Source organism: Novipirellula herctigrandis, from assembly GCA_007859835.1.
GTDB classification, from domain to species: domain Bacteria; phylum Planctomycetota; class Planctomycetia; order Pirellulales; family Pirellulaceae; genus Novipirellula_A; species Novipirellula_A herctigrandis.
On record SJPJ01000001.1, the window covers coordinates 3,831,519 to 3,857,576 of the forward strand.

The window sequence follows — 26,058 nt, forward strand, 5'->3', positions numbered from 1 at the left end:
TCTCATACGATCGGGAGTTGCGTGCTCAACACCATTGCAAATGGTAATCAGCAGCATTCCTTCAGAAAAAGACAGCGAACAATGTGGCACGCCCTCGATCGATCTCGCCTCCGATGGAAAACAACGCCTCGGAAACGCAACATTGATTCCCCTGCCCGTTGCCTAGACGAGCGACGGTTGGAAATCAGTGTACAAGAAAACGACTCCTGTCAATTGCAACGATGAATTCCGCACAGGCAAAATTTTGAGTGACTCGATCAAGTGCAGCAAAGAGGGAGCCTCACTGACGGTGAACTGGATCGATACTCGCATCAGTTTGACGCACATTCCTCAAAGCAGGGAACTACACAACCACGGTTACGATTAGTGAGCTGCCGGACAATTCAACCTTCTTTGCAGGGCAACTGTTGATCCTTCGCGATCCGCAAGCCTCGAAGTGAGTCGCGTGCGGGCAGTGACGACCTTCTATTCAGTAGTCATGACTACCAATGTGCTCGCATGAGAGCGAGTCCCTTACTGTGCCCGTCGTTGCAGGTATTTTTGGTAAGCTTCGACTGCTAACTTGTCGCATCGTTCGTTTTCAATGTGGCCATCATGCCCTTTGACATGATTAAAAATGATTTTGTGTTTCTGGATTAGCTTATCGAGCGTTCGCCACAGTTCCTCGTTCTTCACGGGTACCAGCTTCGAACCCTCTTTGCGTTTCCAACCGCGACTCTTCCATCCTTTCATCCACGAACTGATGCCTTGGCCGACGTAAGTGCTATCGGCATGCAGCGTGACTTCACATGGTTCATTGAGTGCTTCGAGTCCGCGAATGACAGCAGTCAACTCCATTTTGTTATTGGTCGTTTCTGGGTCACCATCGCTCCGTTCGAGTTCTTTATCGGTCTTGCTACATCGCAAAATAAACGCCCAGCCTCCTGGCCCGGGGTTTCCGCTGCATGCACCGTCAGTAAACAAATCAACTTTTTTCATTCCTTTTCCTTATTTTTTGCTCGGCGTTTCGCTTCGAGCAATCGTTCCGTGTAACTTGGGCCCGCATCTGGCTCTTGCTCGATTGACGGTTTCTTCGCCGCGGGCTTCGATGCCGTTGCATCCATTACGTCAACCGTCTCGCTTGAGTCCCCTGTCGCCGATGGTTCGAACCGCACACTCGTCCTTCGTCGCTCGATTGAATCGCTCAGTGACTCTTTGCTCTTTCTCAACGCATCCAACCGAACCGTCGCTGTCGATTTCGCATCATCCTGCTTACCTCGAATCCTGTCGATGGCCTTTCCAACCCAATCGAAACGAATCGAAACACGACGAACAAACACATCGCCAAGAAACAGCCCGCAACTGGCGAGCAGGAACCATGGCCACGCATCACGAAAACTCCGAGCCAATGCCAAACCGCCACGGAACGCATTAGCGTCGATCAATTCTTCACTCAATTGATCTTCCAGCGGCGCGGTGATTTCGCCCGGCTTACCGCCTCGTGGCCCAATGGATGCAAGCGATTGCAACAACGCTTGGTTCGTTTCGCGGACGCGGAATTCGTCACTGTACGGCACCGTCACGCCGGTCGTCAACGGTGCGGCGCCCGGTCCCGGGATCACATTCACAAAGTAGCTTCCCGCTTCGTCTGAGGCAAACGATCCAACGTATCGCCCTGGCGCGGTTTGACGCATTCGTAGCGGCACCGGTTTCAGATTGGGGTCAAGCACGGAGGCATTCATGTCCAAGAAATTCAAGAACGAATCATCCTTGTCAAGCGCACTGACAACCACTTGGACTTCGCCATCGCGAACTTGCGTGGCAACCGAAAATTTTCCTGTATCGCCCGTCGGTCGCATGATCCATCGGACCAATTGCGAATAGAATTTTTCATAACCGCCCCACTGAGCCCAATCCCCAGCCCAGCGCTTTCCGCTATCCGTCGTTAGTATCGCGGTGCGACCGAGTCCGTAGGTCCAAACGGCCAAAATGGTCGCGTTTTCGGCTGAATCAGGTTTGGGTGATTGAATCAGTACCTGAGCAAGTGGACTTTCTTTGGTTTGCGTGAGAACGAACCCGGTCAATTTCGGCAAGACTCGATCCACGCCATCAAGTAAGGCATGAGGAAAAATCACCTCGGGAAAAGCACCGCCGGGCGGTTCATAGACGAGCGGTCGCGAGACACGGCGGGCTTCGCGTTGAAAAATCTTCGGTAATGCTCGACCATCTCGAACGGCATAATACTTGCCACCCGTCGCCTGAGCGATTTGTTGCAGTCGACGACTTTCGGTCAAACCGTGTGACGCCACTGCGACGGTGCTGATCGTAATGTTATTGTCTTTGAACGATTTGATTGTCGTCGGCGACGGGTCGCTTGGGTCACCGTCACTAATAATGATGCAATGTTTGATCGACGCATTGGTGCGTGTTAACCCGGCAACAGCCATCTTCATTGCGGGATCAAATTGAGGCATATCACCGGGCGTCATGCGTCCGATCGCCGCCAGCATGGCTTTGCGATTCGGGCCGACTTCCAAGAGCCCGTTCTTGCCACCCCAAAGCCATGAATCGCCGTTCATACTCCAGTGCAACACTCCGGCATAGTCCGATGGACCAAGTTGCTCCACTGCAGCACGCGCGATCACCTTCTGCCAATAGTTTCCTTCGGCCATTTCGCTGGCGTGCATAATACACGCCAGCGCTCCGACCGCTTCGACTTTGCTATTGCGGATTTTGAAATCCACCGGCATCGCTTTTTCAAGTTCCGAGCCGGCCCAGTAACCGGCACCGAACGCTTCGGGACCGCCGATCATCAGCAGTCCTGCACCGAGTTGTTGCGTATTGCGAACGAGCATCTTGATTTGTTCGTCCGAAAACGAATTGACAACATCCCCGGATTGGTCTGAAAAACGCGGCACCCCGGCCAACAGGACCGCGTCATAGGCCTGCAGTTCCGCTAGGGAGCTAAACAGTTCGTCGTTTGGCATCGAGACAACTTCAATATTGTTGTCGCGAAGCGTTTCGATCATCAAATCGAAATCACCCAGTCGCGTTTTTTCTTCGATCACCAAAACGCGGCCTTTCCCGCGAACGTAGGTGTAAGCCGTCGCACTGTTGTTTTGACGAATGCCGTCATCATCGTCGGCATTGGGGACAAACTCGGCTTCATAGGTGTAGGCAGCCGGTTGTTCAATTTGGTGCCGTAGCGGAAAAACATTCTTACCCGGTTGCAAACGGATTGTTTCTTCAAGCAACAAGGACTCTTCGCCAGCGACGTTTTGCTTGACCCGCAATTTCCCTTCGACTGGGTTGCTTACCGCGGCATCCGAGTAGTTGCTGACGACCACCCGAGCTTCAAAAGGCTGGCCTTTGCGAATATTTTCGGGCAAATCGATCTTCTCGACCAACACCTCGCTCTTCGCATCAAGCAGCACTGGGACCACGTCGATGCCAATCCCTGAGTCGGCGGCTCGTGCAGCTAATTTTCGTGCTTGGCCGATATTTTCGTTCCCATCGGTAACGATCACGATTCGCCGCGACGTGTCTTCGGGCATCGAGGCTTGAGCCAAATTCAATGCCGATTCTAGGTTGGTCGCATCGGTTCGGTCACGCAAACTTTCCAACCGACGTAGCGGGGGGATATCGTCATCGAACGGTGGAACTTCGATCGATGCGTCACGCCCAAAGACAACGATCCCGGCACGGTCTTCGCGTTGGCTATCCCGATGCCGGCGAACGTTCCGAATCACGTAGTCCAGCATCACCTGACGTTTGATTCGTGGAATGCTCTCGGATTGATCGAGCAGGTACATCACCGTCACTCGGTCGCTGACCCATACCAGTTGAACCCCAGCGAGTGCTAAGACAACCCCCGTCCAAACGACGGTGCGAAACAGCAAAGCGAGTGCGCGACGGAAACGCCCAAGCGCGCCAAGAGACTTAAACCCGATCCACCAAAGCAGCGGCAAACCAAGCAGCAACCAAAGGTAGCCGGGATGATCGAACGCGAGTCGAAAGGGAAGCATAAAAGAAACGGGGCGTGGGGAATGGAAAAACAGACCGATTTATCATTCGCTATTTGTCACTAGCTATTAATCATTTCTTTACTACGCCGATGCGACGTCTACTACGCCGGTGCGACATCGCGTGCGACATCACCCAATTCATCAGGCCGGCCGAAATAGATCGATGCCATGATGACCGTTGTCACTCCTAGGATACCAAATCCGAGGATCGAAAGCGTGACCGCAACGCCTGGTGCTCCCAAAACTTGGGATTGGTCAGCCGGTGCCAATGTTACCGCAACCACGCTAATCACGTTATTCACAAAATGTGCCAACATCGCTGGAAAGATGGAACCGCTTCGCCAACACAGCCACCCTAAATAGACCCCCAGAGGGAACACCGCGATGACATGAACGATGTCCATGTGGAACGCAGCGAACAGGATCGATGACAGCAAAATCCCAAAAAACGGACCCCACGACTTCGTCAATCGGGTTTGCACATAGCCGCGAAAAAGCAGTTCTTCACAAATCGCCGGTGTCGCTCCGATCAACAGAGCGATCGGAATCAAAAAGCCATTCGCTCCATGAAAGCGAAACGCCTCGGACATCTGTTTCAAATTCTCGCTGTCTTCAAGAAAAAGCCCGACGATCACCGACGAAATCAATCCAACCAGCGGCGTGGCGAACGCAGCAGCGACCCAGACCCAAACCGGCCAATGACCTCGAACGAGCGACAAACGTTTCCGCATTTGCACGGGCGACAATTTCGCAGCCACAATCGAAGGAACGATCATCGCCATTTGTGGAATCAAAATCATCAACACGATGCCAATTCGCGAGCGAAACAATTCGTCAAACGCTTTTGGGTCGCGGAACATCGCGGGGTCAAACGATCCGTGAACCAAAAGAAAAGCGAGAAACACGACCGCAGTACTGACGACAATGAAGATCGCCAACGAAGCACAAATCACAGCGATAGGCGTCCACCAACGCGGATGTCTCGGCAAAGACGCGACCAGGATCGGTTCGGAAGATTCTAGTTCGGACACCAATTCCACTGAGATTGGCTCCCTATCCGGATGCTCAGGTCTCGAAGCATACGGGTTTGAGTATGGGGTCAGCGCATCGGCCCCGTCCGGAGTGATTCGAGGATCGGGCGGAATAGATTCCATAAGATAGTCATTGTCGATTGCGGAAGAAGGACACACCCGACGATGTCCGTGTACGAAAGGGCTTCCTGTAGTGTACGCAAATGCGAGCTTGGTGGGAATTCATCCGACAACATCGATTCGGCCGATCACGTCAATCGAGTTTATCGAGCTTATCAATCCAACGAGTCCATAAAACGACTTCCTCGTCACTGAGGTTCGGCTTTGGCAAGGTGTCCATTCTCACGCTACCAGGCGTGCCGGGCGTTTGGACGCGGACGGTAAGCAATCCGTTCACATTAATCTCGAATCCGATCATTCTCGCACGACTTTCGCTGCCGTATGATCCCTCGTCAATCTCGAAATCATATCGGCCCAGTGAATGCCAAGTTTCTCGTTCAACACCTGACGATTCAACTAAAGAAAGTGCCATCGTTTCGCGATTTTCCCCCACGGTCAATCGACGATTCGCTCGCGCGGGAATCACCGTTCCTGCGGGGATGACCGGCAAAATCCGCCGGCGACCGCGTCCATCTTCGACCAAGATACCAATCGTCTGAGTCGTAATCGATTGATGCGGCATCGCCATCGACGATCGGCCGGGCAATTCGCCCGCTAAGCTAGCTGCCGCTCCTCGCGCCACATCGCTTCGGTCAACGGTTTGAATGGTCACATCTTTCCGAAACCCTCGCAAAAGCTCGGCACGAACCTCATGCATCCGGAGCAGTGGCCCGAGCGTCACCACCACATCGATCCGGCGACGTGACAGCGAAACACGTTTGCACGCGACCTTGACAGATCTGCGGATCCCTTCGAGTAGATCCTTGCACCGATCGAGCCATTGAGCGCGACGCACCGTGATCGATTGATTTTCTCCATGAATCGGAATCGTAACTTTCGCTGAAGGCAAAATCAAAAGGGCGTTCATTGCGTTCTCACACGCCACCTGCAAGCCTGCCGCTTGTCCCGTTTTTCGCGGATCGACATCAAACGCTTCCATGAAAATCTCAGCGGTCAAATCCACCAATCGATGAAGCCAAGGCAACGTACCGGTATGCCAATGCCCAGCAGTGGCGACCTGCTTTAGACGGTTACCTTCACGACGGAACAACACCGTTTCGGTCCCCTGACCCGTCAGCCCTACAAACAGGATTTTCTGGTCCGGTGCCGACTCAACCATCGGCCCATTTGCTTCACCAATTTCGTTTGTTTCAATCGAGGCATCGATGTGAAGGGAATCAAATGCTGGATCAAACAACAGCGATTGAACCGCGGCGACACTGCGGTCAACCAACCGAACCGACGAGAGGCCTGCCATTTGAGCCGCTTGCAACATGCCACGCCGATGCAATTGATCGTAACTTGCCGGCACTGTTAAGGCCACTGCCGCGGGGGCTCCGTCAAGTTCCCAAGCATTTCGCGTTAACTTTCGGATCAACATCGCCAATAGAACTTCGGGTGGGCAATGCCGGCCTGCGATATCGCGTTCTACCACCTGTTTTCCAATGTACATGGGAATGCAGTGGAGCAACTTTTTGGAGTTGCTTGTCCGCAATCGCATTGCGTCTTCGCCATACAGCAATTCGCCGTCCTGGGTGGTTAACGCCATACGAAAAAGAGTAGCCCCGTCGCCACCGGCCGACAGCAAATTGACGCGTCCCATCGGAGACGCTTCGGCAGCTGCAGAAAAGAACATCCCAAAATCAATCGCCAACACATTGGCCACTTGACCCGACGTAGACCCGCCCGCGAACGTGGACGCTTCATTGACCGGTTGATGGCTCGCAAATTCCGACAACCACTGAGGCTCATTCGCTTGGTCTGCGTACTCTGCCAAATCTTCGATCACTTCGTCCAGTGATGCGTAGCGTTCATCGGGGGTCTTGGCCATCATGCGACGAAAAACATTGGCAAATTGCAGATCGACATCGCGGCGGATTTGCATCAAGTCAGGTATCTCGCCGTGACGATGCCCGTAAACCAAGTCAAGGTATTCACCGGTGAATGGTGGTTGGCCCGTCAACAAAAAATACATCGTCGCGCCAAGGGAATAGATGTCGCTGCGTGGGTCGGCCGAGTCGGGGTCCTCAAGTTGCTCCGGTGCCATGAAGGACAAGGTCCCGATCAAACGGCCTTTGTTCGGCTTCCCCTCTTCGGCCCCCGAAACAATCTGGCCGTCTTTGTTCGACTCCGATGTTTGAGTTGTCGCTTGGCGGCCAACCGCTAACCCTGACGTGCTAAACCGAGCCAACCCAAGGTCGAGGACTTTCACCGTGCCGTCGATGGAACGCATCAAATTGCCCGGTTTGACGTCTCGATGCACAATTCCCGTACGATGAGCATGCAGTAGCCCCATCGCTGCTTGCCGGATCATGGACGCTGCTTGCCCAACGGCCATTGGACCGCTTCGGGCGACTAACCGCGTTAACGTCATTCCGTCAACGTATTCCATCGCCAAGAAATGGACGCCATGGTCTTCGCCCGCATCAAAGGCAGCGACAATATTGGGATGAAGGACTCGGGATGCATTGCGAATCTCTTCGTAAAATCGTTCGACCGCCCGCTGATCTTGCATCAATTGACTCGGTAAGGTCTTGATCGCCACTGTTCGCTGCATCCGAACATGCTCGGCGAGGTAAACTTGGCCCATACCGCCAGAGCCGATTTGTTGCTTGATCGTGTAACCGCCGAGTTGAGTCGGCATTTGGTCGCCTGCCGATTCGCCATCAAAATGCACATTTTTGAGGCTGATTGCTTGGGAACCCTCCGAGAACAAAATGTCCATTCCCGAATCGCTGACCATCTCCCCAGCACAGGTGGGCTGATCTTCGATGGGGGTCATATCGGATGAGGAGGATTCAGACAATTTTGGTGGCCAACGAGAAAGAAAAGGACGGTTTCGAAAAGTCTACAATCACTTATTATAGACGGTCGCTGCGTGAGTCGACTTGAGAAATCAGCTCGGATGTCACTCCGCCTCCCGAAAAGAGTGCCGGTTAGGGCGGTTTTAATGTCGCATAACCACAGTGAATCCCCTCGTTTTTCCGACCGACTCTAACTGTCATTGTTGTTGACACGCTTCGATATTATTTTTGCACTCCCGCGATTCTTATTCTGGACTCCCGTTTTGTCGCCATCCGCCCCCTCATCGACAACTTCCGATTTCCCCCCAACCCGTGTCCTGAGAATCGCGACGCGGCACAGCCCCTTAGCGATGTGGCAGGCCGAACATGTCGCGATGCTGCTGAATCAGGCTGGCTTTGAAACCGAAATCGTGCCGCTTGTCAGTAGCGGAGACATTGACATGCGCCCCATCGATTCCACTCGCCAAGTTGGCGTGTTCACAAAGCGAATCCAACAAGCCCTGATTGATGACGAAGCCGATATCGCCGTCCACTCACTCAAAGACCTGCCCACTGAACAGGACCCCCGGTTGCAACTCGTTGCAGTCCCCAAGCGAGAAGCGGTTAACGATTGCCTCGTTTCACTCCATCGTTACTCGATCAATTCGCTTCCGGAAAAAGCTCGCATCGGCACCGGCAGTCGGCGCCGAGCCGCACAATTGAAACACCGTCGCCCCGATTTGACAATCGAGCCGATCCGTGGCAATTTGCAAACGCGACTCGAAAAATTAAACTCAAGCGAATACGACGCAATCATGCTTGCTAGCGCAGGCCTAACACGACTGAAAATGGATGCGGTTCCACGAGTGGAATTGCCGCTCGAAGAAATGCTACCGGCACCCGGGCAAGGTGCCCTAGCCATCGAAACACTGGCATCCGCCTCGGACGTGATCACAAAGGCCTCATGCCTAAATAGCATTGAATCGCGTGCTGCAATCACCGCCGAACGAACTCTACTAGCAAACTTAAACGGTGGCTGCTTAGCTCCCATCGCCGCCTACAGCCACATCCAAAACGGCGTTCAATCGTTACGTGCGATCGTGCTATCGACCGATGGGCAAGAGCGTCTCGAAGACGAACGATCTGCACCATTCGATCCAAGCGTCTGGCAAGCAGTGGCCACGGAACTTGCCAACCAAGCGACTGAAAACTTAGCAAACCGTGGCGCACGAGAGCTCATTCACCGCGGACGTGACGACGCTCAATAACCGATCGACATCGATCGATGGGTGCCCGTTGCAGAGTCGCGACCGCTTCGCTTTTCGCCGAGAGAATCAGAACGAATTCCAATAGCTCTGCATGTTGAAGTTGTTGGATTTCCCGGCTTCTTCGGCAGCACCGCAGTTGTGCTAGCCTGGTCCCCTGCGATCTCGCTCGTCCTGCCTGCATGGAAAGAAATCGAAGTGATTGTCAAAGCGATCACCGAGCCCGGCAATGCACTCAAACAAATCACCGATGACCGCCAAATTATCGTTATTGTCGATGGCAGCACCGACAACACTGGCGATTGGGTCGAGCGAGTTTCGCTACTGTACCTGGCAACCGTTGGACTCATCAACCTGCCGTTCACGAGCGGATACCGGGGCATCCGACACGTCGTGGTGTCATCGGTCCCAACATGGTTCGTTGCCCTTGACCGTTCGTGAGGTGGACGGAAAGGAATTAATCGAACCGGTGATCCGTATTCCACCATCATGCACTTCTCGCCGAGTCGCAACGGTGGAACTCACGGCAAGAAGCCATCGCATTTGCTAGTTTACTGTTGGTTGTTGTCGCTGTTATGTTACCCAATTTATCCTATCCGTTGATCGATTCCGATGAGACTCGGCATACACAAATCGCGGTGGAGATAATCGACTCGCGAGACCGGATAACGCTGATGCTCGACGGCACGCCCTATTTGGACTAATCACCGCTGATGCGTTGGTCGCCGACTATTAGCTTCAACTTCTTGGGACAAACGGCAAAGGGCCGGCACGAAAGAAAGTTTGCACTACTGATCCAAACGGCCTGCTAATCCTCATAGAATCCGTTGCGATATTGACGTGGCGTTTTCCCAACGATCCGCCGAAAGAAACGAACAAAATTCTCCGGTGACCCAAACCCGGTCTTTTGTCCAACAATACTGATTGGCCACGCCGTGTCACGGAGCAATGCCTTCGAACGCTCAATACGAATGCGATCAATTTCTTGAGCAGGTGAGCATTTGAAGAAGGCTCGAAAGCGTCGCTCTAAAGTGCTGCGTGACACCATTAGTTCGTTTGCCAATGCTTCGACCGTCAAACCATTCAATGCTTGCTGCTCAATCAACTTCACCGCTTGGTCGAGTTCGGGGTCGATGACCGCGATACGATCGGTAGACTTTCGAATCACGACTCCCGATGGCGTGATCATCACCGGTTCATCAATTTGTTTTCGACTCGCTTTTGGTTTACCACTTCGCTTCATCTTCGCATTCAAAAGCGATGCCGCCTTGTAGCCAACCTCTTGAGCATTCAACCCCACACTAGAGAGAGACGGCGAAAGCATACTGCAAACAATATCTTCATTGGACGTCCCCAAGATCCCAACGTCGGCCGGCACATGGAGTTTCAGTTTACGGCACGCTTCAAGGACTCGGATCGCTTGGGAATCGGCAACAGCCCAAATACCGACCGGCTTTGGCAAATGATCAAGCCAACGAACCAGCGATTCTTCATAGGCTTGTTTCCACGGGGGATAGGCCGAATCATCTCCCTCGAAAGCGCCAGGAAAAATACAACTGGAAAGGCCTCGCGACTTGGTGATTGATTCAAAGGCATCACGACGAGCATCGGACCACCAAGAACCGGCAAACGAATAAAACGCCAGATGCTCAAATCCCTGCTGCACCAAATGGTTCACCGCCATCTCAGCCGTCATCCGCTCGTCAACTCTGACTTCGGCCGATCGCTGTTTTCCGTCGCCAAGCAATTCAACGACGGGACACTTCATTTGGCTGATCGCCGTTGCATAGTTTCGCGTCGGGCTTCGCACGATAACGCCATCACCTTGCCAATTCTTAAGCCACGGTGGCAGTTCTTCGAGTAGACCACGGTCTTCGAACGAAAAGAGCCAATTTGCGCGTTCTTTCGCATAACGAGAAATCCCTTGAATGATGCCACGACCAAACACGCGTGACGTTTCGACGAGCAACAAAATTTGCTTTGGTGGGTCCATCTCTCTTCCAAATCAATCCGCTTGTGGGCCGTTCGCGTGACGACTCTCCAACCACTAGTTTATCCTCAACACCTGATCCCTCTAGCGAGCTTGACTCCATCGTCTAGCGTTTCAATCTCGGCCATCGATCAGAAACGCGAAGGAACTGCTTCGCTTAACACCCACTACGGCAAATGGGCTTCCTCGATTTTTTCAAGGATTGTTTTGGCGACGTCGGACTTCATAAACATCTTCCACGGTAAACCCGTGCGGTGGTTTTCAATCATCGGAGCCATCGGTCCTTGATCGATGGCCAGATAGTTTGACGACACCCAATCGTCGCCACGATTGAACGCATCATGAAAACCGAACGGCCCCCAAATCTGTGGCGCCATCTCGTAGTAATAATACTTCAAAGTGGCCATCGATTCGTCAGGCGTGTAAGGGAAAGCACTAATCGCCGCCGTCGGTGCGATTGTACCGTCGTCCCGATCGGATTTGAATCCCGGTGCGTGGGCCTTGTAACCCCGTGGATTCTGACTTGCTGTAAGCCCCCAAACAAGCTTGCTGTAGCCTCGACGCTGATTTGGATGGGTCATCGCATAACGTTGATGGATCAACGAGATTGCTCGGTTGTTTTCGTAGTAATTGGTGAAGGCATCCGTTAGTTGATGAGGATCGAGACCAATATAGGAGTAATGCGTGAAGAATAACGGCCCACCATACGGTTTGCCCACCGGTTGCATGATGCCATAGTAAGTATTGCCGTTGACGTACCGCTTTGCATTGCCAACCCAACCTAAATAGTAGCAGTCCGCGGGGATTGGATAAGTAGGCGACGCCATCGCCAACAAATATGCAATCATGCACTCGTTGAAACCGCTGACCTTGTGATTTTTGATGAAGCCATATTCTTTGGACCAATGCCAAGTGAGCATTTTGTCGCCCGGCTGAAGATACCAACTCCACTCGGCCTGCTCCCATAGCCGCGTAATACGTTTACGAAGTTCGTTCTCAAGTGGGGACTCGCGATCAAAGTACTCTCGTATCGTAAGCATCCCCTCAAAAAGAAAAGCGGATTCGACGATATCACCACCGTTGTCTTCCCGTCCTGCAAAGGGAATCGTCTCACCGGTGTCGCCACGCAAATGGTGCGGCCATAGTCCGTGATAACGCTCGGCCTTTTCTTCAAGGAACGTGACCATTTTCAGAAGGCGTTTGGCAGCCCGTTCTCGGGTGACAAAACCACGGTCGGCTCCAACCATGATCGTGATCATACCGAAACCCGTTCCTCCGGTCGTTGTGGTCGACCGCGGATGCGTGAACCCTTCGCGAGCCAATCCGCTGATCGGATGCCCAAATTCCCAGAAGTATCGAAAGCAAGCTTTTTGCATCGAGTCAAGAAACTCTTCATCATTCATTTCGCGAGATTTCGCGATGGCCACTTCCGATGCTGCTGACTCGATTGAACGGTCCTTTGCCACGCCTCTCGACTTGGCCCTTGTTTCGGCCGCTAACTGGGTAACTCGGTAATAGTACGTTCTGTTGTTTTCTCCGATGAAGTCACTGTAAACATGAATCGCGTGTGGACGCGAGTTGAGCTTAATCCAAGGGCCGTTGGCATGATCGGCACGGTAGACATTGAAGCGATCTTGATCGGAATCACTTGCACGATCCCAAACTAGATCGATACGACAATCGTGTCCCTCAGCCCTCAAACCGGTCGGCTGACCGTTCGCACTCAGCGAGCCTACAAATATCGCTGGCACACAGAAGGCGACGATCACCAAGAGACATTTATTGGCATGCAACAGGAAGGAATCGAAAAGCATTCGTTACAGCTCCTAGGTGGACAATCATTTCCAGATCACCATTCTGTGGACGAGATGGCTTTGAAAAAGGGTAAGTACCCGAAAACCATTGGCGTGTTTGGACACAATTGACAAAACGCATGAAACAGTGATGCGAAGAAAGTGCAAGCTACGGCTCCAAGAAAAACTCAAGTTTGGTCTTCTGCGTGACAGTTGCGGTCGGCACCGTTTGTCATTCATTGAATGATGTAAAAAAATGCCGATGCGAATCGCGTCCGCACCGACCATGCGCGGTCCGATTAGAGCAAATAAAAAACACCGAGTCCCACAAGTGGGGCCCGGTGTTACGATCATCTTAGCGATCTTATCTTAAAGGAATCAAATCAATCAGCTTGAGGGCCGATTCGCTTGACTACTCTCCGACAACTTGAACGTTTTCAGCGCGTGGTCCCTTAGGACCTTTGCCTACATTGTACGAAACAAGTTGACCTTCACGTAGATCATCATAGTTAACGCCCTCAAGCGCCGAGCTATGAAAGAACATGTCGGTGCCGGTGTCAGTTTCAATAAAACCGAAACCCTTGTCAGTAATCCGCTTAATCTTGCCTTCTGCCATCTCTTCTATCCAATACTCTCTAAACAGGAATGGCGCCGTTGTCATGTGAAACGTTCACCCAACAATTGGCGACATTTGGGATTGCTGGAAACAATCCCGTTACTAAATATCCCTCAATATTACATGCTGCCGTGAAAGCGACAAGAAACATTGATGGGCTAACTATACCACAACCAACGCTGGCTATGGCTCCGAAAGGCTATCAAAACGAGCCCCAATACGAACTGGTGCACCGATTGGGTAGCCAAATGGTTCATTTATACTTCGAGGTCATCTGCGGCACCGGGCTGGTCATCGCCCATTGCCTGCTCGGATTCCGGCACTGCTTCCGCATTCAGCTTTCGCTCTAAACGCCGTTTTCGCTTTTCATCCGCTTTGTATTTTTTTTCCATTTCGCGTTGTCGTTTGGCGAAAGTATTTTGATTCTTTGCGATAGCGTCTCTCCTTGAGCCTAGTAAAAAGTAGTTCCAGCCCGCAGAACTCGCGGTGAATTCTGTGGAAAACTTGTTCAATTCTGCCATCCGAAGCAGGCGAAATCCACTGCGACTTCCCCCACCGAGCATGATTCGTTTACGCCTGAGCAGCCCGCTGAGGGCGTTTCGACTTCCGGCTTCGCGACGGTCTCTTTCCGTTGCGTTGGCCTTGTGGGTCCGTCGAACCGGTCCCGGTGGACCGGTTCTTGCGAGCTGGCTTATAGCCGGATTTCTGAGATCCAAACCGTCGGCGACCGCTCTTCGGCTTTGCATCGCGTGGCGGACTAGCCATGTCGCGGGCATCAGGTTTTGGATGATTCGGATCGAGCGGAATTTTTTGCCCGATCAGTTTTTCAATCGCCTGCAATTCACTTCGTTCGTCATGCGTGCAGTACGAAATCGCAATCCCTTCGGCCCCCGCTCGTCCGGTTCGGCCGATTCGATGCACGTAGCTTTCCGGTTCAACGGGCATATCATAGTTGACCACATGAGTCACTCCGTCGATGTCAATTCCACGTGCGGCGACATCGGTCGCGACCAATACTTGCACGTGGTTGCGTTTGAACGCATCAAGTGCTCTTTGACGAGCGTTCTGGGATTTGTTTCCGTGAATAGCAACCGCTTTAAAGGAATGACGCGAGAGTTTTTCGGCTAACACATTTGCGCCTCGCTTGGTCCGTGTGAAGACGATCACCCGATCGGTATTTTTGCCAGAAAGCAATTTTTGCAGCGTCGGCATTTTCGAGTTCCGATCCAAGAATGCCACTCGCTGTTCGATTCGCTTCACGCTTGTCGTTTTCGGCGTGACGTTCACTGCCACAGGGTCTTCTAGCAAACGCTCGGACAACTCTCGGATCTTTGGAGGCATCGTTGCCGAGAAAAACAAAGACTGCCGATCATCGGGCAAACACTCGATAATCCGCTTCAAATCAGGAAGAAAACCCATGTCGAGCATGCGGTCGGCTTCATCGAGAACGAAGACCTCTAATCGATCTAAATCGATATGCCCTTGATTCATCAAGTCAAGCAACCGGCCAGGTGTAGCCACCAAAACGTGCGCACCGCGTTTGAGTGCTCGTACTTGATTCCCTTGGCTCACTCCACCATAAACCAAAACGTGGCGAAGCCTTAAATGCTTGCCGTATGTCGAAAAGCTTTCACCGATCTGGATTGCTAATTCGCGCGTCGGGGCAAGGACAAGTGCAAGCGGGCGATTGGGCGATGCTTTGCGATGACGTTCGCCCAATTGGTTTAGGATCGGCAATGCGAATGCAGCGGTTTTGCCAGTGCCGGTTTGTGCGACACCGAGAATGTCTCGCTCGTCGAGCGCCGCTGGAATTGTTTGAGCTTGGATGGGTGTTGGTGTCGTGTAATTCTGTTCTTTCAAGGATCGTTTGATCGGTTCGATCAGATCCATCTCTTCAAAAGTCTTCAAAGGGTGTTTCCTACTGTCGTTGTGATATAGTTCGCCCCTGGTCGCAAACCAATAGTGTCGTCGTAACGACGTTCAAGCGTGGGAATGCTCTGGGGCAGTATGTGTATTTATTTACTGGATCCAAACTGAGAATCAATGCATAAGGAATCGGCGATTGCTTCGTAAATTCAATGACTGCATTTGATTTCAGTAGGCTGAAACGACCCAAGCGCATCGAAACCGAAAAATCCGGAACTACAAGCAATGGAACCGTCACAGCGATTCTGGACAAACAAGAAAGTCTCAGAACCTTATTGCGTCCTTGACGACGCGTGGCGGCTTTCTAGAGCGGTCAACACAACCGATAGTAGGCAGCAACTGGTGCAGCGAATTAACTCACTGCGATTTGAATTAGGGATTAAGAGGATCCAGGTAACTCTGTTAGAAACCCCCAATTTCGCCGGAAAACATTTACACTTCGTTCGCACCAATCGTGTGGAATTTCGTGAAATGTTACTCGCTTCTTTCCGACCTCCTCTGCTGGAATCAGCCCCCAGGGGACCGCCAGCGTTCAGGGGGAGTGTAACCACAATCCACCCCAACGCCTAGGGACAAACCCAATAAACTTGGATTCGAGAGAGAGACCCTACCCTTTTGTCCAGTTGTTTAGAGACTCGGTTCGCAATAATATCGCTCAGCGGCGACACGATCTTCGGCGGATCGAAATCGACATCGGCCATTGATCATTTAGCTAAAAACTTGTCTGTAAAAGCCCTAACTCTACTTTTCAGTAAATCGGAGAAACTTCAGTATGTCACGCTTATTCTATGGTTCAATTTTTGCGCTCGCATTAATCGCTTCACCTGCTATTGCCGACGAGGCCACCGCAGAGGAAAAAGTGGGAACCTGCCCAAGCACTTGCACCGAAAGTTGCTGCAGCGATGGATTGAAAGAAGGCGATTCCATTGGCGCATTCTATGTGACCAAAATCGCCGGCGCAGAAGAAGACGGAGTCGATCAAGGTCAAGAACTATGCTATCGATGCCGATATGGCTCGCGACCAATGGTCATGGTATTCGCTCGCGATACCGGTGGAAAAGTTCCCGAATTGCTTCGCAAAATTGATTCCGCCGTCGCCACTCACGAAGATTCAAAACTAAAAGGCTTGGTCACCTTACTTGGTGAAGACGCGGGTTCGTTGAAAGCCCATGCTGAAAAATTGGCTGAGGCAAGTTCGGCAAAGAACGTTCCTTTGGTCGTCGCGAAAGATTCCAAGACCGGACCTCTCAACTACAAGATCCGTGAAGACGCTGTGATCACCATTGTGGTTGCCAACGACAGCAAGATCGTATCGACGAAGACCTTCGCCGCCGAAGACATCGATGTCGCAGGCATTATGAGCGACGTAGAAGGCATGCTGAACTAGCATCAAACCGTCGATTGAACAATCCAGTATCGAACAAGCCGGCCTTTCGAGGTCGGCTTGTTTTTTTGATTTCCGAACGATTAACGGCACTGTGTTTCACGCCCCCAATTCCGTTACAATGCCGGGATCGATTCCCTTACTAGCTTTTCAACTCTGGAAACGTTTTCTATGACTGATTCCAATTCTGGCCAAATTGACCACGTACTCATCGAAGATCGTTTGTTTCCGCCACCTGCGGAATTCACAAAAACCGCAGTGTTCTCGACACAAGAACAATACGAAACGATGTGCAACCAAGCGGCCGAAGACTCCGACAACTTCTGGCGAGGTGAAGCCAACGAGCATTTGCATTGGTTCGAGCCATTTAAGGAAGTCTGCAAGTGGAATCCACCTCATGCCGAGTGGTTCGTGGGTGGCAAAACGAACGCCAGCTATAACTGCTTGGACCGAAACATCGAAGCCGGGCTCGGTGACCGAATAGCGATTCTCTGGGAAGGCGAACCCGGGGACCAACGAACATTGACCTATAGCGACCTTCGCACGGAAGTCTGCAAGTGCGCCGAAGGAATGAAACAACTTGGCATCGGCGCTGGCGATGTCGTCAGTATTTACATGCCGATGACCCCCGAGCTTGCGATTGCCATGTTGGCATGTGCCCGTATCGGTGCGGTCCATTCGGTCATCTTCGCGGGCTTCAGTGCCGAATCGATCGCTGATCGCAACAATGATGCAGGCGCCAAATTGGTCATCACGGCGGATGGTTTGTATCGTCGTGGAAGGGTACTTCCGCTAAAAGCAACCGTCGACGAAGCACTCGAAAAATCCCCAACGGTGAATCACTGTTTGGTCCTTCGTCGCGTCGGCAATGAAGACGTATCGATGGTCGAACCACGCGACGTTTGGTGGCACGATGTGGTCGACCCTCAACCAGGTGAGTTACCGGCCAAACCGATGGACAGCGAAGCATCGCTGTTCATCCTGTACACGTCCGGCAGCACCGGAAAGCCGAAGGGCATTCGCCACACGACCGCTGGCTATAACCTTTGGGCCAAACGCACCTTTCAATGGGTCTTCGATCATCGCGAGGATGACATTTATTGGTGTACTGCCGATTGCGGATGGATCACCGGACATAGCTACATTGTCTATGGCCCATTGTCGGCCGGAGCGACTTGCTTGATGTACGAAGGTGCTCCGAATTTCCCTGCCGAAGATCGGTTTTGGGAGCTGGTCGAAAAGCACAAAGTTACCATTCTCTATACCGCTCCAACGGCCATTCGCGCCTTCATCAAATGGGGAGACGAGCATGTCGAAAAGCATGATCTTTCGAGCCTTCGACTACTGGGCACTGTAGGCGAAGGGATCAACCCAGAAGCATGGATGTGGTACCACAAAAAAATCGGGGCTGAACGATGCCCAATTGTCGACACTTGGTGGCAAACCGAAACGGGAGGCATCATGATGAGCCCGCTTCCTGGAATCACGGCCACCAAACCCGGCTCTTGCACTCGCCCACTTCCCGGGGTTATCCCTGCGATCGTTGATGAAACGGGCAAGGAAGTGGACGATCAACATGGCGGAATGCTTTGCATCGCCAAACCTTGGCCGGGAATGCTCCGAGGCATCTGGGGCGATGACGATCGATTCGTCCAGCAATACTGGTCCACCGTGCCTGGTAAGTACCTGACGGGTGACAATGCAAGAAAGGACAGCGACGGATACTACTGGATCATGGGCCGGATCGACGACGTGATCAACGTCTCAGGGCACCGCCTAAGCACAATCGAAGTCGAAAGTGCACTCGTCAGTCACGAAGCGGTTTGCGAAGCGGCCGTGGTCGGTCGTCCCGATGCATTAAAGGGTCAAGCGATCGCCGCATTTGTCTCGGTTCGTGACCGCGAACCCAACGAAGAGCTTCGCAAGGAATTGTTGCTGCATGTCCGAAAACAGATCGGCGCGCTCGCCCAGCCTGATGATTTGCGTTTCACTGCCACGCTACCGAAAACTCGCAGTGGCAAGATCATGCGCAGGCTGTTGCGAGACATTGCATCAGGAAAAGAAATCGCAGGAGACACATCAACGCTCGAAGATTTAAGCGTGCTTGCGAAATTACAGGAAGACGAATAGAGGAATCGTCGTCGCCGCGCCATCAACCGAGGGCGATCGGAGACATGGCCTTGTGAATACCACAAAGGCCACGCCCCGGCCGCTCAATGCGCGGCCTTAACGATTCAGGATCAACAACAACCTAGTTGACGCAGAACCTGCCGTTTACCCCTTCGCAGCAAAGCGGTACTCGCCATCAACGAAGTCGACCACGACCGTCGTCCCTTCCGGATACGCACTTTTCAACAACGCCGTGGCCAGCCGATTTTGGATCTCGTTTTGAATCACTCGCTTCAACGGCCTGGCGCCATACGCCGGGTCGTATCCGGTCGAAGCAATCTCATCAATCGCCATCTCAGTAACTTCCAAGTGCAAACCATTTTGCTCCAACCGATGTGACAACGACTTTAATTGCAGCGTAACGATTTGCCGGATCTCGCTGCGAGCCAGCGGATGGAAGATCACAATGTCATCGATTCGGTTCAAGAACTCTGGCAAGAACCTTGCCTTGAGCGACTCTTGAACCGCCTCTCGCATTTCCTCTTCGGTGCCTCCATCCTCGGTTACCCGTTGGATGGCTTGGCTGCCCGCATTACTGGTCATCACGATCACGGTGTTGGCAAAGTCGACCGTTCGGCCATGACCGTCGGTCAACCGACCATCATCGAGAACCTGCAGCAAAACATTAAAAACGTCCGGGTGAGCCTTCTCCATTTCGTCGAGCAAAAGCACCGAATAGGGACGCCGGCGAACCGCTTCGGTCAACTTACCCCCTTCTTCGTAGCCAACATATCCGGGAGGCGCACCGATCAACCGAGCGACGCTATGTCGTTCCATGAATTCACTCATATCGATCCGCACCATCGCTTGTTCGTCGTCGAACATCACTTCGGCCAGGGCTTTACAGAGTTCGGTTTTCCCAACACCCGTTGGCCCAAGGAACAGGAACGAACCGATGGGTCGATTCGGATCCTGCAGCCCACTGCGACTTCGACGAACCGCATCGGAAACGGCCTCAACGGCTTCCTCTTGGCCGATCACGCGTTGGTGCAACCGCTCTTCCATGACCAACAATTTCGCTCGCTCGGTTTCAAGCATTCGACTCAGCGGCACGCCCGTCCAGGCACTGACAACTTCCGCGATTTCGTCCTCGGTCACATCATGGCGAAGCAATCGTCGCTTCTCTTCACGCGTCGATTCTTCCTGCTGCACCGTCGCCTCGCGTTCTTCGACATCGTCAAGGCGTTCTTGCAACTTCGTCAATTGGGTGCGCACATCGAGCATCTCGCGATAAACATCTTCAGGACTTTCGCCGCGCAGTTGCTTTTGTTTCGCTTCGGTATCAAGCGTTGCAAACCGATGCTGCAATTGCTCGATCTCTTGGCGAACCGATTGCACATCATCGAGTCCCATTTTCTCGGCGTCCCACTGTTCGCGGAGACTCGCCAATTCGCGATTAATCGAATCCATTTCAGCTTCGATTTCTTCGCGTTTTTCGATCGCCGATTCTTCTTGCTCGTCGACAAGTTGACGATGAGCCAATTCCAATTGACGCAACCTCCGCTGCAACCGATCGATTGGCTCGGGAACACTTTCCTTTTCCATTGCCAAACGACTCGCCGCTTCGTCGATCAAATCGATTGCCTTGTCTGGCAAGAAACGATCGGCGATATACCGGTTGGACAACGTCGCCGCCGCAACGATCGCGCTGTCAGTGATCCGCACACCGTGATGGGATTCATAGCGTGACTTTAAGCCTCGCAAAATTGCAACCGTGTCTTCCACGGTCGGCTCACCGACGTACACCGGTTGGAACCGCCGCTCGAGTGCAGCATCTTTCTCGATGTTTTGACGATACTCGTCAAGCGTCGTCGCTCCGATACATCGCAGCGTCCCACGTGCCAGTTCGGGCTTCAGCAGATTCGCCGCATCAGCACTCCCCTCCGCTTTCCCAGCACCGACGACCAAGTGAAGTTCATCGATAAACAGAACCACTTGACCACCTGAATCTTTCACCTCCCGCAAAACGGCCTTCAAGCGCTCTTCAAAATCGCCCCGGAATTTGGCTCCTGCGACCAAGGCCCCCATATCGAGTGAGATCACGCGTTTATTCTTGAGACTCTGCGGCACGTCTCCTTCGAAAATACGCAGCGCCAACCCTTCGGCGATGGCGGTTTTACCGACACCGGGTTGTCCAATCAGGACCGGGTTATTTTTCGTCCGTCGCGAAAGGACTTGGATGACACGGCGTATTTCATTGTCGCGCCCGATCACAGGATCGAGTTTGCCCTGCGATGCAAGCTGAGTCAGATCGATACCGTATTTTTCAAGAGCTTGGTAAGTGTCTTCGGCGTTTTGGTCGGTCACGCGAGCCGAGCCACGAACTTCACTCATCGCTTTGAGCACATCGTTGTCGGTGACGCCGATCAACTTCAGCAAATTTTTCGCTTTGCTATCCGCACGAGTGAGCCCTAGCAGTAAATGCTCGGTGCTAACAAATTCGTCTTTCAAGGACTCCGCGGCATCGGCAGCAGCGTCAAAGGTTTTTTGCAGCGACGGCGCAATCTGAGGCTGCCGACCGCCCGAAACCGACGGCAGTTTCGAAACTTCGCTACTGACCATTCCTTTCAGTTTGGCCGTATCCGCGTTGATCTTATCGAGCAGCGGACGTGTAATCCCATCTGTCTCGTCCAACATCGCTGACAACAATTGCAGCGGTGTGATTTCCGGATTGCCAGCAGATGCGGCACGTGCCTGAGCCTCCGCGACGAGCGATTGTGCTTTGGTCGTTAGTTTTTCAAATCGAAATGCCATTTTTTGTTCACTCCAAAAAAGTAGTCCCACGACGATTGCCGCGGGACTACGGTGCCCTCATTCCGTAGCGGTGACATCTCGCCTCCGCAACTGCATTGAAACTGAACGACGGCTAACAGCCACCGCTACTCTTCCATGACCTAATCCTTGACTTCGAAATCAGCGTCAATCGCGTCGTCATCTTCGCTTGCAGCACCGGCTCCTGCACCGGCTGCGGCTGCAGCGTCACCGCCTTCGGATGGCGCCGCTTCGGTCTTTTCATAAAGGACCTTGCTGAACGCTTGCGACGCTGCGTCGAGTTCGTCGGTGGCTTGCTTGATCGTGGCGGTGTCTTCGCCTTCCGCAGCCTTTTTGACCTTCTCGATTGCTTTGTTCATCGGCTCGGTGTCCGACTCCGTCAACTTGTCCTTATTCTCGTTCATCAGCTTTTCAAGTTGATAAACTTGCTGACTCGCCTTGTTGCGTGCCTCGACCAATTCGAATTGTCGACGATCCTCATCGGCATTGACTTCGGCGTCCTTTCGCATTTGGTCGATTTCGTCCTCACTCAATCCGCCTGCTTCCTTGATTTGGACCGATGCTTCTTTGCCCGTCTTTAGTTCCTTGGCCGAAACGCTCAAAATACCGTTTTGGTCAATGTCGAACTTCACTTCAATCTGAGGCACACCACGAGGTTGTGGCGGAATGCCTTCGAGGTTGAACTCGCCGAGCAATCGGTTGTGCGAAGCCATCTTTCGTTCCCCTTGGAACACTCGCACGGTCACAGCCGACTGATTGTCCGCAGCGGTACTAAAGACGTTCTTCTTTTCGACTGGGATCGTCGTATTGCGTTCGACCAAAGCGGTCATCACACCACCTTCGGTTTCAATCCCAAGCGTCAGCGGTGCAACGTCCAGCAGCAACACATCCGTACGATCGCCAGACAAAACGCTACCTTGAATCGCAGCCCCGACGGCGACGACTTCGTCTGGATTCACACCTTGGTGAGGATCTTTTCCGAAGATTTCTTTGACGACCGCGCGAACCTTAGGCACTCGCGTGCTACCGCCGACCAAGACGACTTCGTCGATTTCGCTCGGTGACATATTCGCGTCTTTAAGTGCTTGCAGAACAGGCCCCTTCACCTTTTCCACCAACGAGTCGATCAACTCTTCGAACTTGCCTCGCGTGATCTTCATCGTCAAGTGCTTCGGACCTGATTGGTCCATGGTGATGAAGGGCAAATTGATGTCGGTTTCTGGCAGCGTGCTCAGTTCCTTTTTGGCTTTTTCGCAAGCTTCCTGCAACCGCTGCAACGCCATCGGATCGTTTCGTAGATCAATGCCGCTCTCCTTCTTGAACTCATCTGCCACATAATGAATCAGAGCTTCGTCAAAATCATCACCACCGAGGTGAGTGTTCCCAGAAGTACTGATTACTTGGAATACGCGACTCTCTTGCTCCTCATCGCCACTATCGGCAACTTCCAAGACAGAAACGTCAAACGTACCACCTCCGAGGTCGAAGACGATGATCTTCTCATCCTTCTTTTTGTCGAGACCATATGCAAGTGCGGCTGCGGTCGGTTCGTTGATAATTCGAGCAACCTCCAAACCCGCAATTTGACCCGCGTCTTTGGTTGCTTGGCGTTGAGCGTCGTTAAAGTATGCCGGAACCGTGATCACCGCCTTGTTGACTTTGTGACCAAGGTACGACTCGGCGGATTCCTTTAGCTTCCGCAGAACCTTTGCCGAAATCTCTTGGGGAGTGTATTCCTTATCCCCTACTTTGATTTTGACGTATTCACCGGCTCCGCCCGTCACACCGTACGGGACCATCTTTTCTTCGGATTCCACTTCGCTGTGCCGACGCCCCATAAACCGCTTGACCGAGTAAACAGTCCGCTTGGGGTTCGTGACGGCTTGGCGGCGAGCGGGTTCGCCAACGATCGTGTCTTCTTTATCAGTGAATGCAACCACGCTTGGGGTCAACCGGTTACCTTCGGGGTTGGGGATTACCTTAGGCTCACTGCCTTCCATAATCGCCACCACGCTGTTTGTCGTGCCGAGGTCAATCCCGATAATCTTTTCGCCTTGCGCCATAGTAGGAGTCTCCTAAGTTTCGATTCAATCATTGTTCCGCTTGGCGTCGGTGAATCCATTGTCGGCTAGAACGAACAACGAATTTGGTTTACGCTTGCGCGGGTTGGGGTTTCGTGGTGAAAGTTGAAAATGCCTCCGAAAAAACACATTGTCGATTCGTCAGTTTTCCAAGGGACGATACTGACTTTGGCAAAGACCGTGCCGAACGGCTTGCATGATCACCGTTTTTTTCTTGGCAGTCGCAAATCGCCCCGTATTTAACGCTAAAAGCGAATAATCAGCCTAAGACATTTGCTTTGCCACCGGACTTTCTGGCAGCTGCCAAAAGTCGACCCTACGCGCCCCCACGCTCGCGTGTCAAAATGACAGTCCCACGGCCTTTCGTCTCTCGAAAACCAAACTCACACTCCATGACGAAATCATCTTCCATCGAATTCAACGCAATTGAATCGATCGACTCGCAAATCATCGCCCTTATCGACCAGCGGGCTGCGAAGGTTCGTGAGCAGATCAAACAGGACCCGGACCATGTGAAAGTCGGCCGAATCGCAGCGGCAACCACTGAGATTGAACAAACGATTGCACACGCCCCCCATCGATGCTCGACGATCAACGATGCGTCGCGATTGAAAATACTTAAGCACATCGCGAGCGTCTGCTTGGCGTCAGTCAACGAATTGCGAGTCGCCTTCCTAGGACCAAAGTACAGCTACAGCCACTTGGCTTCGCTAAAGTATTTCGGAGATGGTGCGGATTACTCGCCCGTCGGCTCTATCGCGGCCGTCTTTGAAGCGGTCACTCGCGGGGATGTGACCGCTGGTTTAGTACCGATTGAAAACAGCACTGATGGACGGATCGTCGATACTCTTGGGTTGTTCGTTCGGCAACGGATGCAAATTTGCGGTGAAGTCATCTTACCGATTCATCACACGTTGCTTTCCCGAAGCAGCCGCGAATCGATTACAGAGATCCACAGCAAGCCGCAGGTGCTATCCCAGTGCCGCAAATGGTTAGCCTCGCAATTCCCAGCAGCCAGGATCGTTGAAAGCGGTAGTAGCACAGCGGCAGCCGAGTTAGCCGTAAACCAGAACGGCGTTGCCGCAATCGCCAGCATCGAAGCAGGAAGGCATTACGGCCTCGATGTATTGGCTGAAAACATCGAAGACAACTCGAATAATGTTACACGATTCGCCGTGCTAGGCACCGAGCAACCAGCCCCGACAGGAAACGACAAAACATCCCTCCTGTTTGAAGTACGTCATCAACCCGGGGCGCTCGCGGATGCGATGACGATTTTTAAGGACCAACAATTGAACATGACGTGGATCGAATCGTTCCCATCACCTCAAACGCGAAACGAGTATTTCTTTTTTGTTGAAGTCGATGGACATCGTGAAGACCCTCGCGTCACGTCAGCGATCAAGCGATTAGAGATGCAAGCGGACCGCCTCGAAGTGCTTGGTTCGTATCCACGGGCACAAGATTGAGGACCGTAAGAACGGAAGAGCGTTTCGAGGGCTGAAATTTAGGGCCCTGGGAATTTCGGGCCCATAAACTCTGCAATCGCCACTATGGGGTACGAACAAAGATCCCGTCGGCGGTTAGATTGATCATATTGATCGGTTCCTCGTAGACACCCGTCCCTTTGACCACCACGGCGCTACCTTTCTTGACCCCCAGCAAATCACGGGCGTCTTGACTGAGGACATTACCGGAATCGTCCACGAATTGAACAACCACCTTCGGAGCACTTTCCAATTTACGCTTGCAGAAGGGACACTTATTGGCGTGATCGGGATCACCCTGGGCATGCTCTTCGTCCGCCAATTGCGAGAGGACAAAGGTCGCCTTTCCCTTTTCGAACGGTTCCAAATCACCCGCATCGATGCTTCCGGCTACCACCACCATCGTGGGTTCGGCCAGCGACTCCATTAACTCAGTCGGAGTTTTTGCGTCCGCTGGTTCGCTCAACAACAAATACTCCGACGAGGTTTCCTCGCCGGGCGACTGGGTTTGCGACTCACAGCCAACAAACGTGGCAGTGGCCAGGGTGAAGATTGCAAACAACGATAGCTTTCGACAATTACTTTGGCGATTCATGAT

General features: G+C 52.6%; 18 protein-coding genes. 6 read left to right on the forward strand and 12 right to left on the reverse strand.

Features of this window, described 5'->3' with window-relative positions:
• Positions 1 to 513 precede the first annotated feature (513 nt).
• From rnhA to CA13_RS14045, 4 genes are all read right to left on the reverse strand, one after another.
• A complete protein-coding gene (gene rnhA, locus CA13_RS14030) occupies positions 514 to 978 on the reverse strand; it encodes a ribonuclease HI (RefSeq protein ID WP_146397621.1) in 465 nt (154 codons plus the stop codon).
• Positions 975 to 4,004, reverse strand: coding sequence for a VWA domain-containing protein (locus tag CA13_RS14035; RefSeq protein ID WP_146397623.1), 3,030 nt, complete (start codon positions 4,002 to 4,004; stop codon positions 975 to 977). The genes rnhA and CA13_RS14035 overlap by 4 nt, the downstream gene beginning before the upstream one ends.
• Positions 4,005 to 4,105: 101 nt before the next feature.
• A complete protein-coding gene (locus CA13_RS14040; protein WP_146397625.1) occupies positions 4,106 to 5,158 on the reverse strand; it encodes a CPBP family intramembrane glutamic endopeptidase in 1,053 nt (350 codons plus the stop codon).
• A gap of 130 nt (positions 5,159 to 5,288) precedes the next feature.
• A complete protein-coding gene (locus CA13_RS14045; RefSeq protein WP_419194332.1) occupies positions 5,289 to 8,000 on the reverse strand; it encodes a protein kinase domain-containing protein in 2,712 nt (903 codons plus the stop codon).
• A 261-nt stretch (positions 8,001 to 8,261) separates the two neighbouring features.
• On the opposite strand from CA13_RS14045, the gene hemC reads away from it, so the two are divergent.
• The 3 genes from hemC (at position 8,262) to CA13_RS35140 (ending at position 9,946) form a co-directional block, all read left to right on the forward strand.
• Positions 8,262 to 9,245, forward strand: a complete 984-nt coding sequence (gene hemC / locus CA13_RS14050) for a hydroxymethylbilane synthase (RefSeq protein ID WP_419194333.1) — start codon at positions 8,262 to 8,264, stop codon at positions 9,243 to 9,245.
• 21 nt (positions 9,246 to 9,266) lie between these two features.
• Positions 9,267 to 9,683, forward strand: a complete 417-nt coding sequence (locus CA13_RS14055; protein ID WP_146397629.1) for a glycosyltransferase family 2 protein — start codon at positions 9,267 to 9,269, stop codon at positions 9,681 to 9,683.
• Positions 9,684 to 9,817: 134 nt separating this feature from the next.
• Positions 9,818 to 9,946 carry a hypothetical protein gene (locus CA13_RS35140; protein ID WP_419194334.1) on the forward strand — a complete coding sequence of 43 codons (129 nt, stop codon included), beginning with the start codon at positions 9,818 to 9,820 and terminating at the stop codon, positions 9,944 to 9,946.
• Positions 9,947 to 10,050: 104 nt separating this feature from the next.
• Here the strand turns inward: CA13_RS35140 and CA13_RS14060 are convergent, their stop codons facing one another.
• The 5 genes from CA13_RS14060 to CA13_RS14080 all read right to left on the reverse strand — a co-directional run bounded on the left by CA13_RS14060 (position 10,051) and on the right by CA13_RS14080 (position 15,549).
• Positions 10,051 to 11,235, reverse strand: a complete 1,185-nt coding sequence (locus tag CA13_RS14060; protein WP_146397631.1) for an AraC family transcriptional regulator — start codon at positions 11,233 to 11,235, stop codon at positions 10,051 to 10,053.
• Between the two features lie 164 nt (positions 11,236 to 11,399).
• Positions 11,400 to 13,046 (reverse strand): glucoamylase family protein, encoded by a 1,647-nt coding sequence (locus CA13_RS14065; RefSeq protein WP_419194335.1) that lies wholly within the window; start codon positions 13,044 to 13,046, stop codon positions 11,400 to 11,402.
• A 391-nt stretch (positions 13,047 to 13,437) separates the two neighbouring features.
• Positions 13,438 to 13,641: a cold-shock protein gene (locus tag CA13_RS14070; protein WP_146403654.1), complete on the reverse strand. Its 204-nt coding sequence runs from the start codon at positions 13,639 to 13,641 to the stop codon at positions 13,438 to 13,440.
• Between the two features lie 257 nt (positions 13,642 to 13,898).
• Entirely contained in the window at positions 13,899 to 14,033 is a 135-nt protein-coding gene (locus CA13_RS35145; protein ID WP_419194336.1) for a hypothetical protein, read from the reverse strand.
• A gap of 178 nt (positions 14,034 to 14,211) precedes the next feature.
• Positions 14,212 to 15,549: a DEAD/DEAH box helicase gene (locus CA13_RS14080; RefSeq protein ID WP_419194337.1), complete on the reverse strand. Its 1,338-nt coding sequence runs from the start codon at positions 15,547 to 15,549 to the stop codon at positions 14,212 to 14,214.
• 790 nt (positions 15,550 to 16,339) lie between these two features.
• On the opposite strand from CA13_RS14080, the gene CA13_RS14085 reads away from it, so the two are divergent.
• Positions 16,340 to 16,954: a hypothetical protein gene (locus tag CA13_RS14085; protein WP_146397635.1), complete on the forward strand. Its 615-nt coding sequence runs from the start codon at positions 16,340 to 16,342 to the stop codon at positions 16,952 to 16,954.
• A 168-nt stretch (positions 16,955 to 17,122) separates the two neighbouring features.
• A complete protein-coding gene (gene acs, locus CA13_RS14090) occupies positions 17,123 to 19,081 on the forward strand; it encodes an acetate--CoA ligase (RefSeq protein ID WP_146397637.1) in 1,959 nt (652 codons plus the stop codon).
• A gap of 144 nt (positions 19,082 to 19,225) precedes the next feature.
• On the opposite strand, the gene clpB is transcribed toward acs, so the two are convergent.
• Both clpB and dnaK read right to left on the reverse strand, forming a co-directional pair.
• Positions 19,226 to 21,874 carry an ATP-dependent chaperone ClpB gene (gene clpB / locus CA13_RS14095; protein WP_146397639.1) on the reverse strand — a complete coding sequence of 883 codons (2,649 nt, stop codon included), beginning with the start codon at positions 21,872 to 21,874 and terminating at the stop codon, positions 19,226 to 19,228.
• 140 nt (positions 21,875 to 22,014) lie between these two features.
• Positions 22,015 to 23,955 carry a molecular chaperone DnaK gene (gene dnaK, locus CA13_RS14100; protein WP_146397641.1) on the reverse strand — a complete coding sequence of 647 codons (1,941 nt, stop codon included), beginning with the start codon at positions 23,953 to 23,955 and terminating at the stop codon, positions 22,015 to 22,017.
• Between the two features lie 410 nt (positions 23,956 to 24,365).
• Here dnaK and pheA point away from each other — a divergent pair, with 410 nt between their 5' ends.
• On the forward strand, positions 24,366 to 25,442 hold the full coding sequence (gene pheA, locus CA13_RS14105) for a prephenate dehydratase (protein ID WP_146397643.1): 1,077 nt from the start codon (positions 24,366 to 24,368) through the stop codon (positions 25,440 to 25,442).
• Positions 25,443 to 25,524: 82 nt separating this feature from the next.
• Here pheA and CA13_RS14110 read toward each other — a convergent pair whose 3' ends face one another.
• The gene (locus tag CA13_RS14110) at positions 25,525 to 26,055 is read right to left on the reverse strand and encodes a hypothetical protein (protein WP_146397645.1); all 531 of its coding nucleotides are present in this window, start codon (positions 26,053 to 26,055) and stop codon (positions 25,525 to 25,527) included.
• Positions 26,056 to 26,058 lie beyond the last annotated feature (3 nt).

Bases quoted from the DNA above. Each gene is read 5' to 3' on its own strand.
- CA13_RS14110 (WP_146397645.1), bottom strand. From the start codon at position 26,055: ATGAATCGCCAAAGTAATTGTCGAAAGCTATCGTTGTTTGCAATCTTC.
- CA13_RS35145 (WP_419194336.1), bottom strand. From the start codon at position 14,033: ATGGAAAAAAAATACAAAGCGGATGAAAAGCGAAAACGGCGTTTAGAG.
- acs (WP_146397637.1), top strand. From the start codon at position 17,123: ATGACTGATTCCAATTCTGGCCAAATTGACCACGTACTCATCGAAGAT.
- clpB (WP_146397639.1), bottom strand. From the start codon at position 21,874: ATGGCATTTCGATTTGAAAAACTAACGACCAAAGCACAATCGCTCGTC.
- CA13_RS14040 (WP_146397625.1), bottom strand. From the start codon at position 5,158: ATGGAATCTATTCCGCCCGATCCTCGAATCACTCCGGACGGGGCCGAT.
- dnaK (WP_146397641.1), bottom strand. From the start codon at position 23,955: ATGGCGCAAGGCGAAAAGATTATCGGGATTGACCTCGGCACGACAAAC.
- pheA (WP_146397643.1), top strand. From the start codon at position 24,366: ATGACGAAATCATCTTCCATCGAATTCAACGCAATTGAATCGATCGAC.
- CA13_RS14085 (WP_146397635.1), top strand. From the start codon at position 16,340: ATGTCACGCTTATTCTATGGTTCAATTTTTGCGCTCGCATTAATCGCT.
- CA13_RS14060 (WP_146397631.1), bottom strand. From the start codon at position 11,235: ATGGACCCACCAAAGCAAATTTTGTTGCTCGTCGAAACGTCACGCGTG.
- CA13_RS35140 (WP_419194334.1), top strand. From the start codon at position 9,818: ATGTTACCCAATTTATCCTATCCGTTGATCGATTCCGATGAGACTCGG.
- CA13_RS14065 (WP_419194335.1), bottom strand. From the start codon at position 13,046: ATGCTTTTCGATTCCTTCCTGTTGCATGCCAATAAATGTCTCTTGGTG.
- CA13_RS14070 (WP_146403654.1), bottom strand. From the start codon at position 13,641: ATGGCAGAAGGCAAGATTAAGCGGATTACTGACAAGGGTTTCGGTTTT.
- rnhA (WP_146397621.1), bottom strand. From the start codon at position 978: ATGAAAAAAGTTGATTTGTTTACTGACGGTGCATGCAGCGGAAACCCC.
- CA13_RS14035 (WP_146397623.1), bottom strand. From the start codon at position 4,004: ATGCTTCCCTTTCGACTCGCGTTCGATCATCCCGGCTACCTTTGGTTG.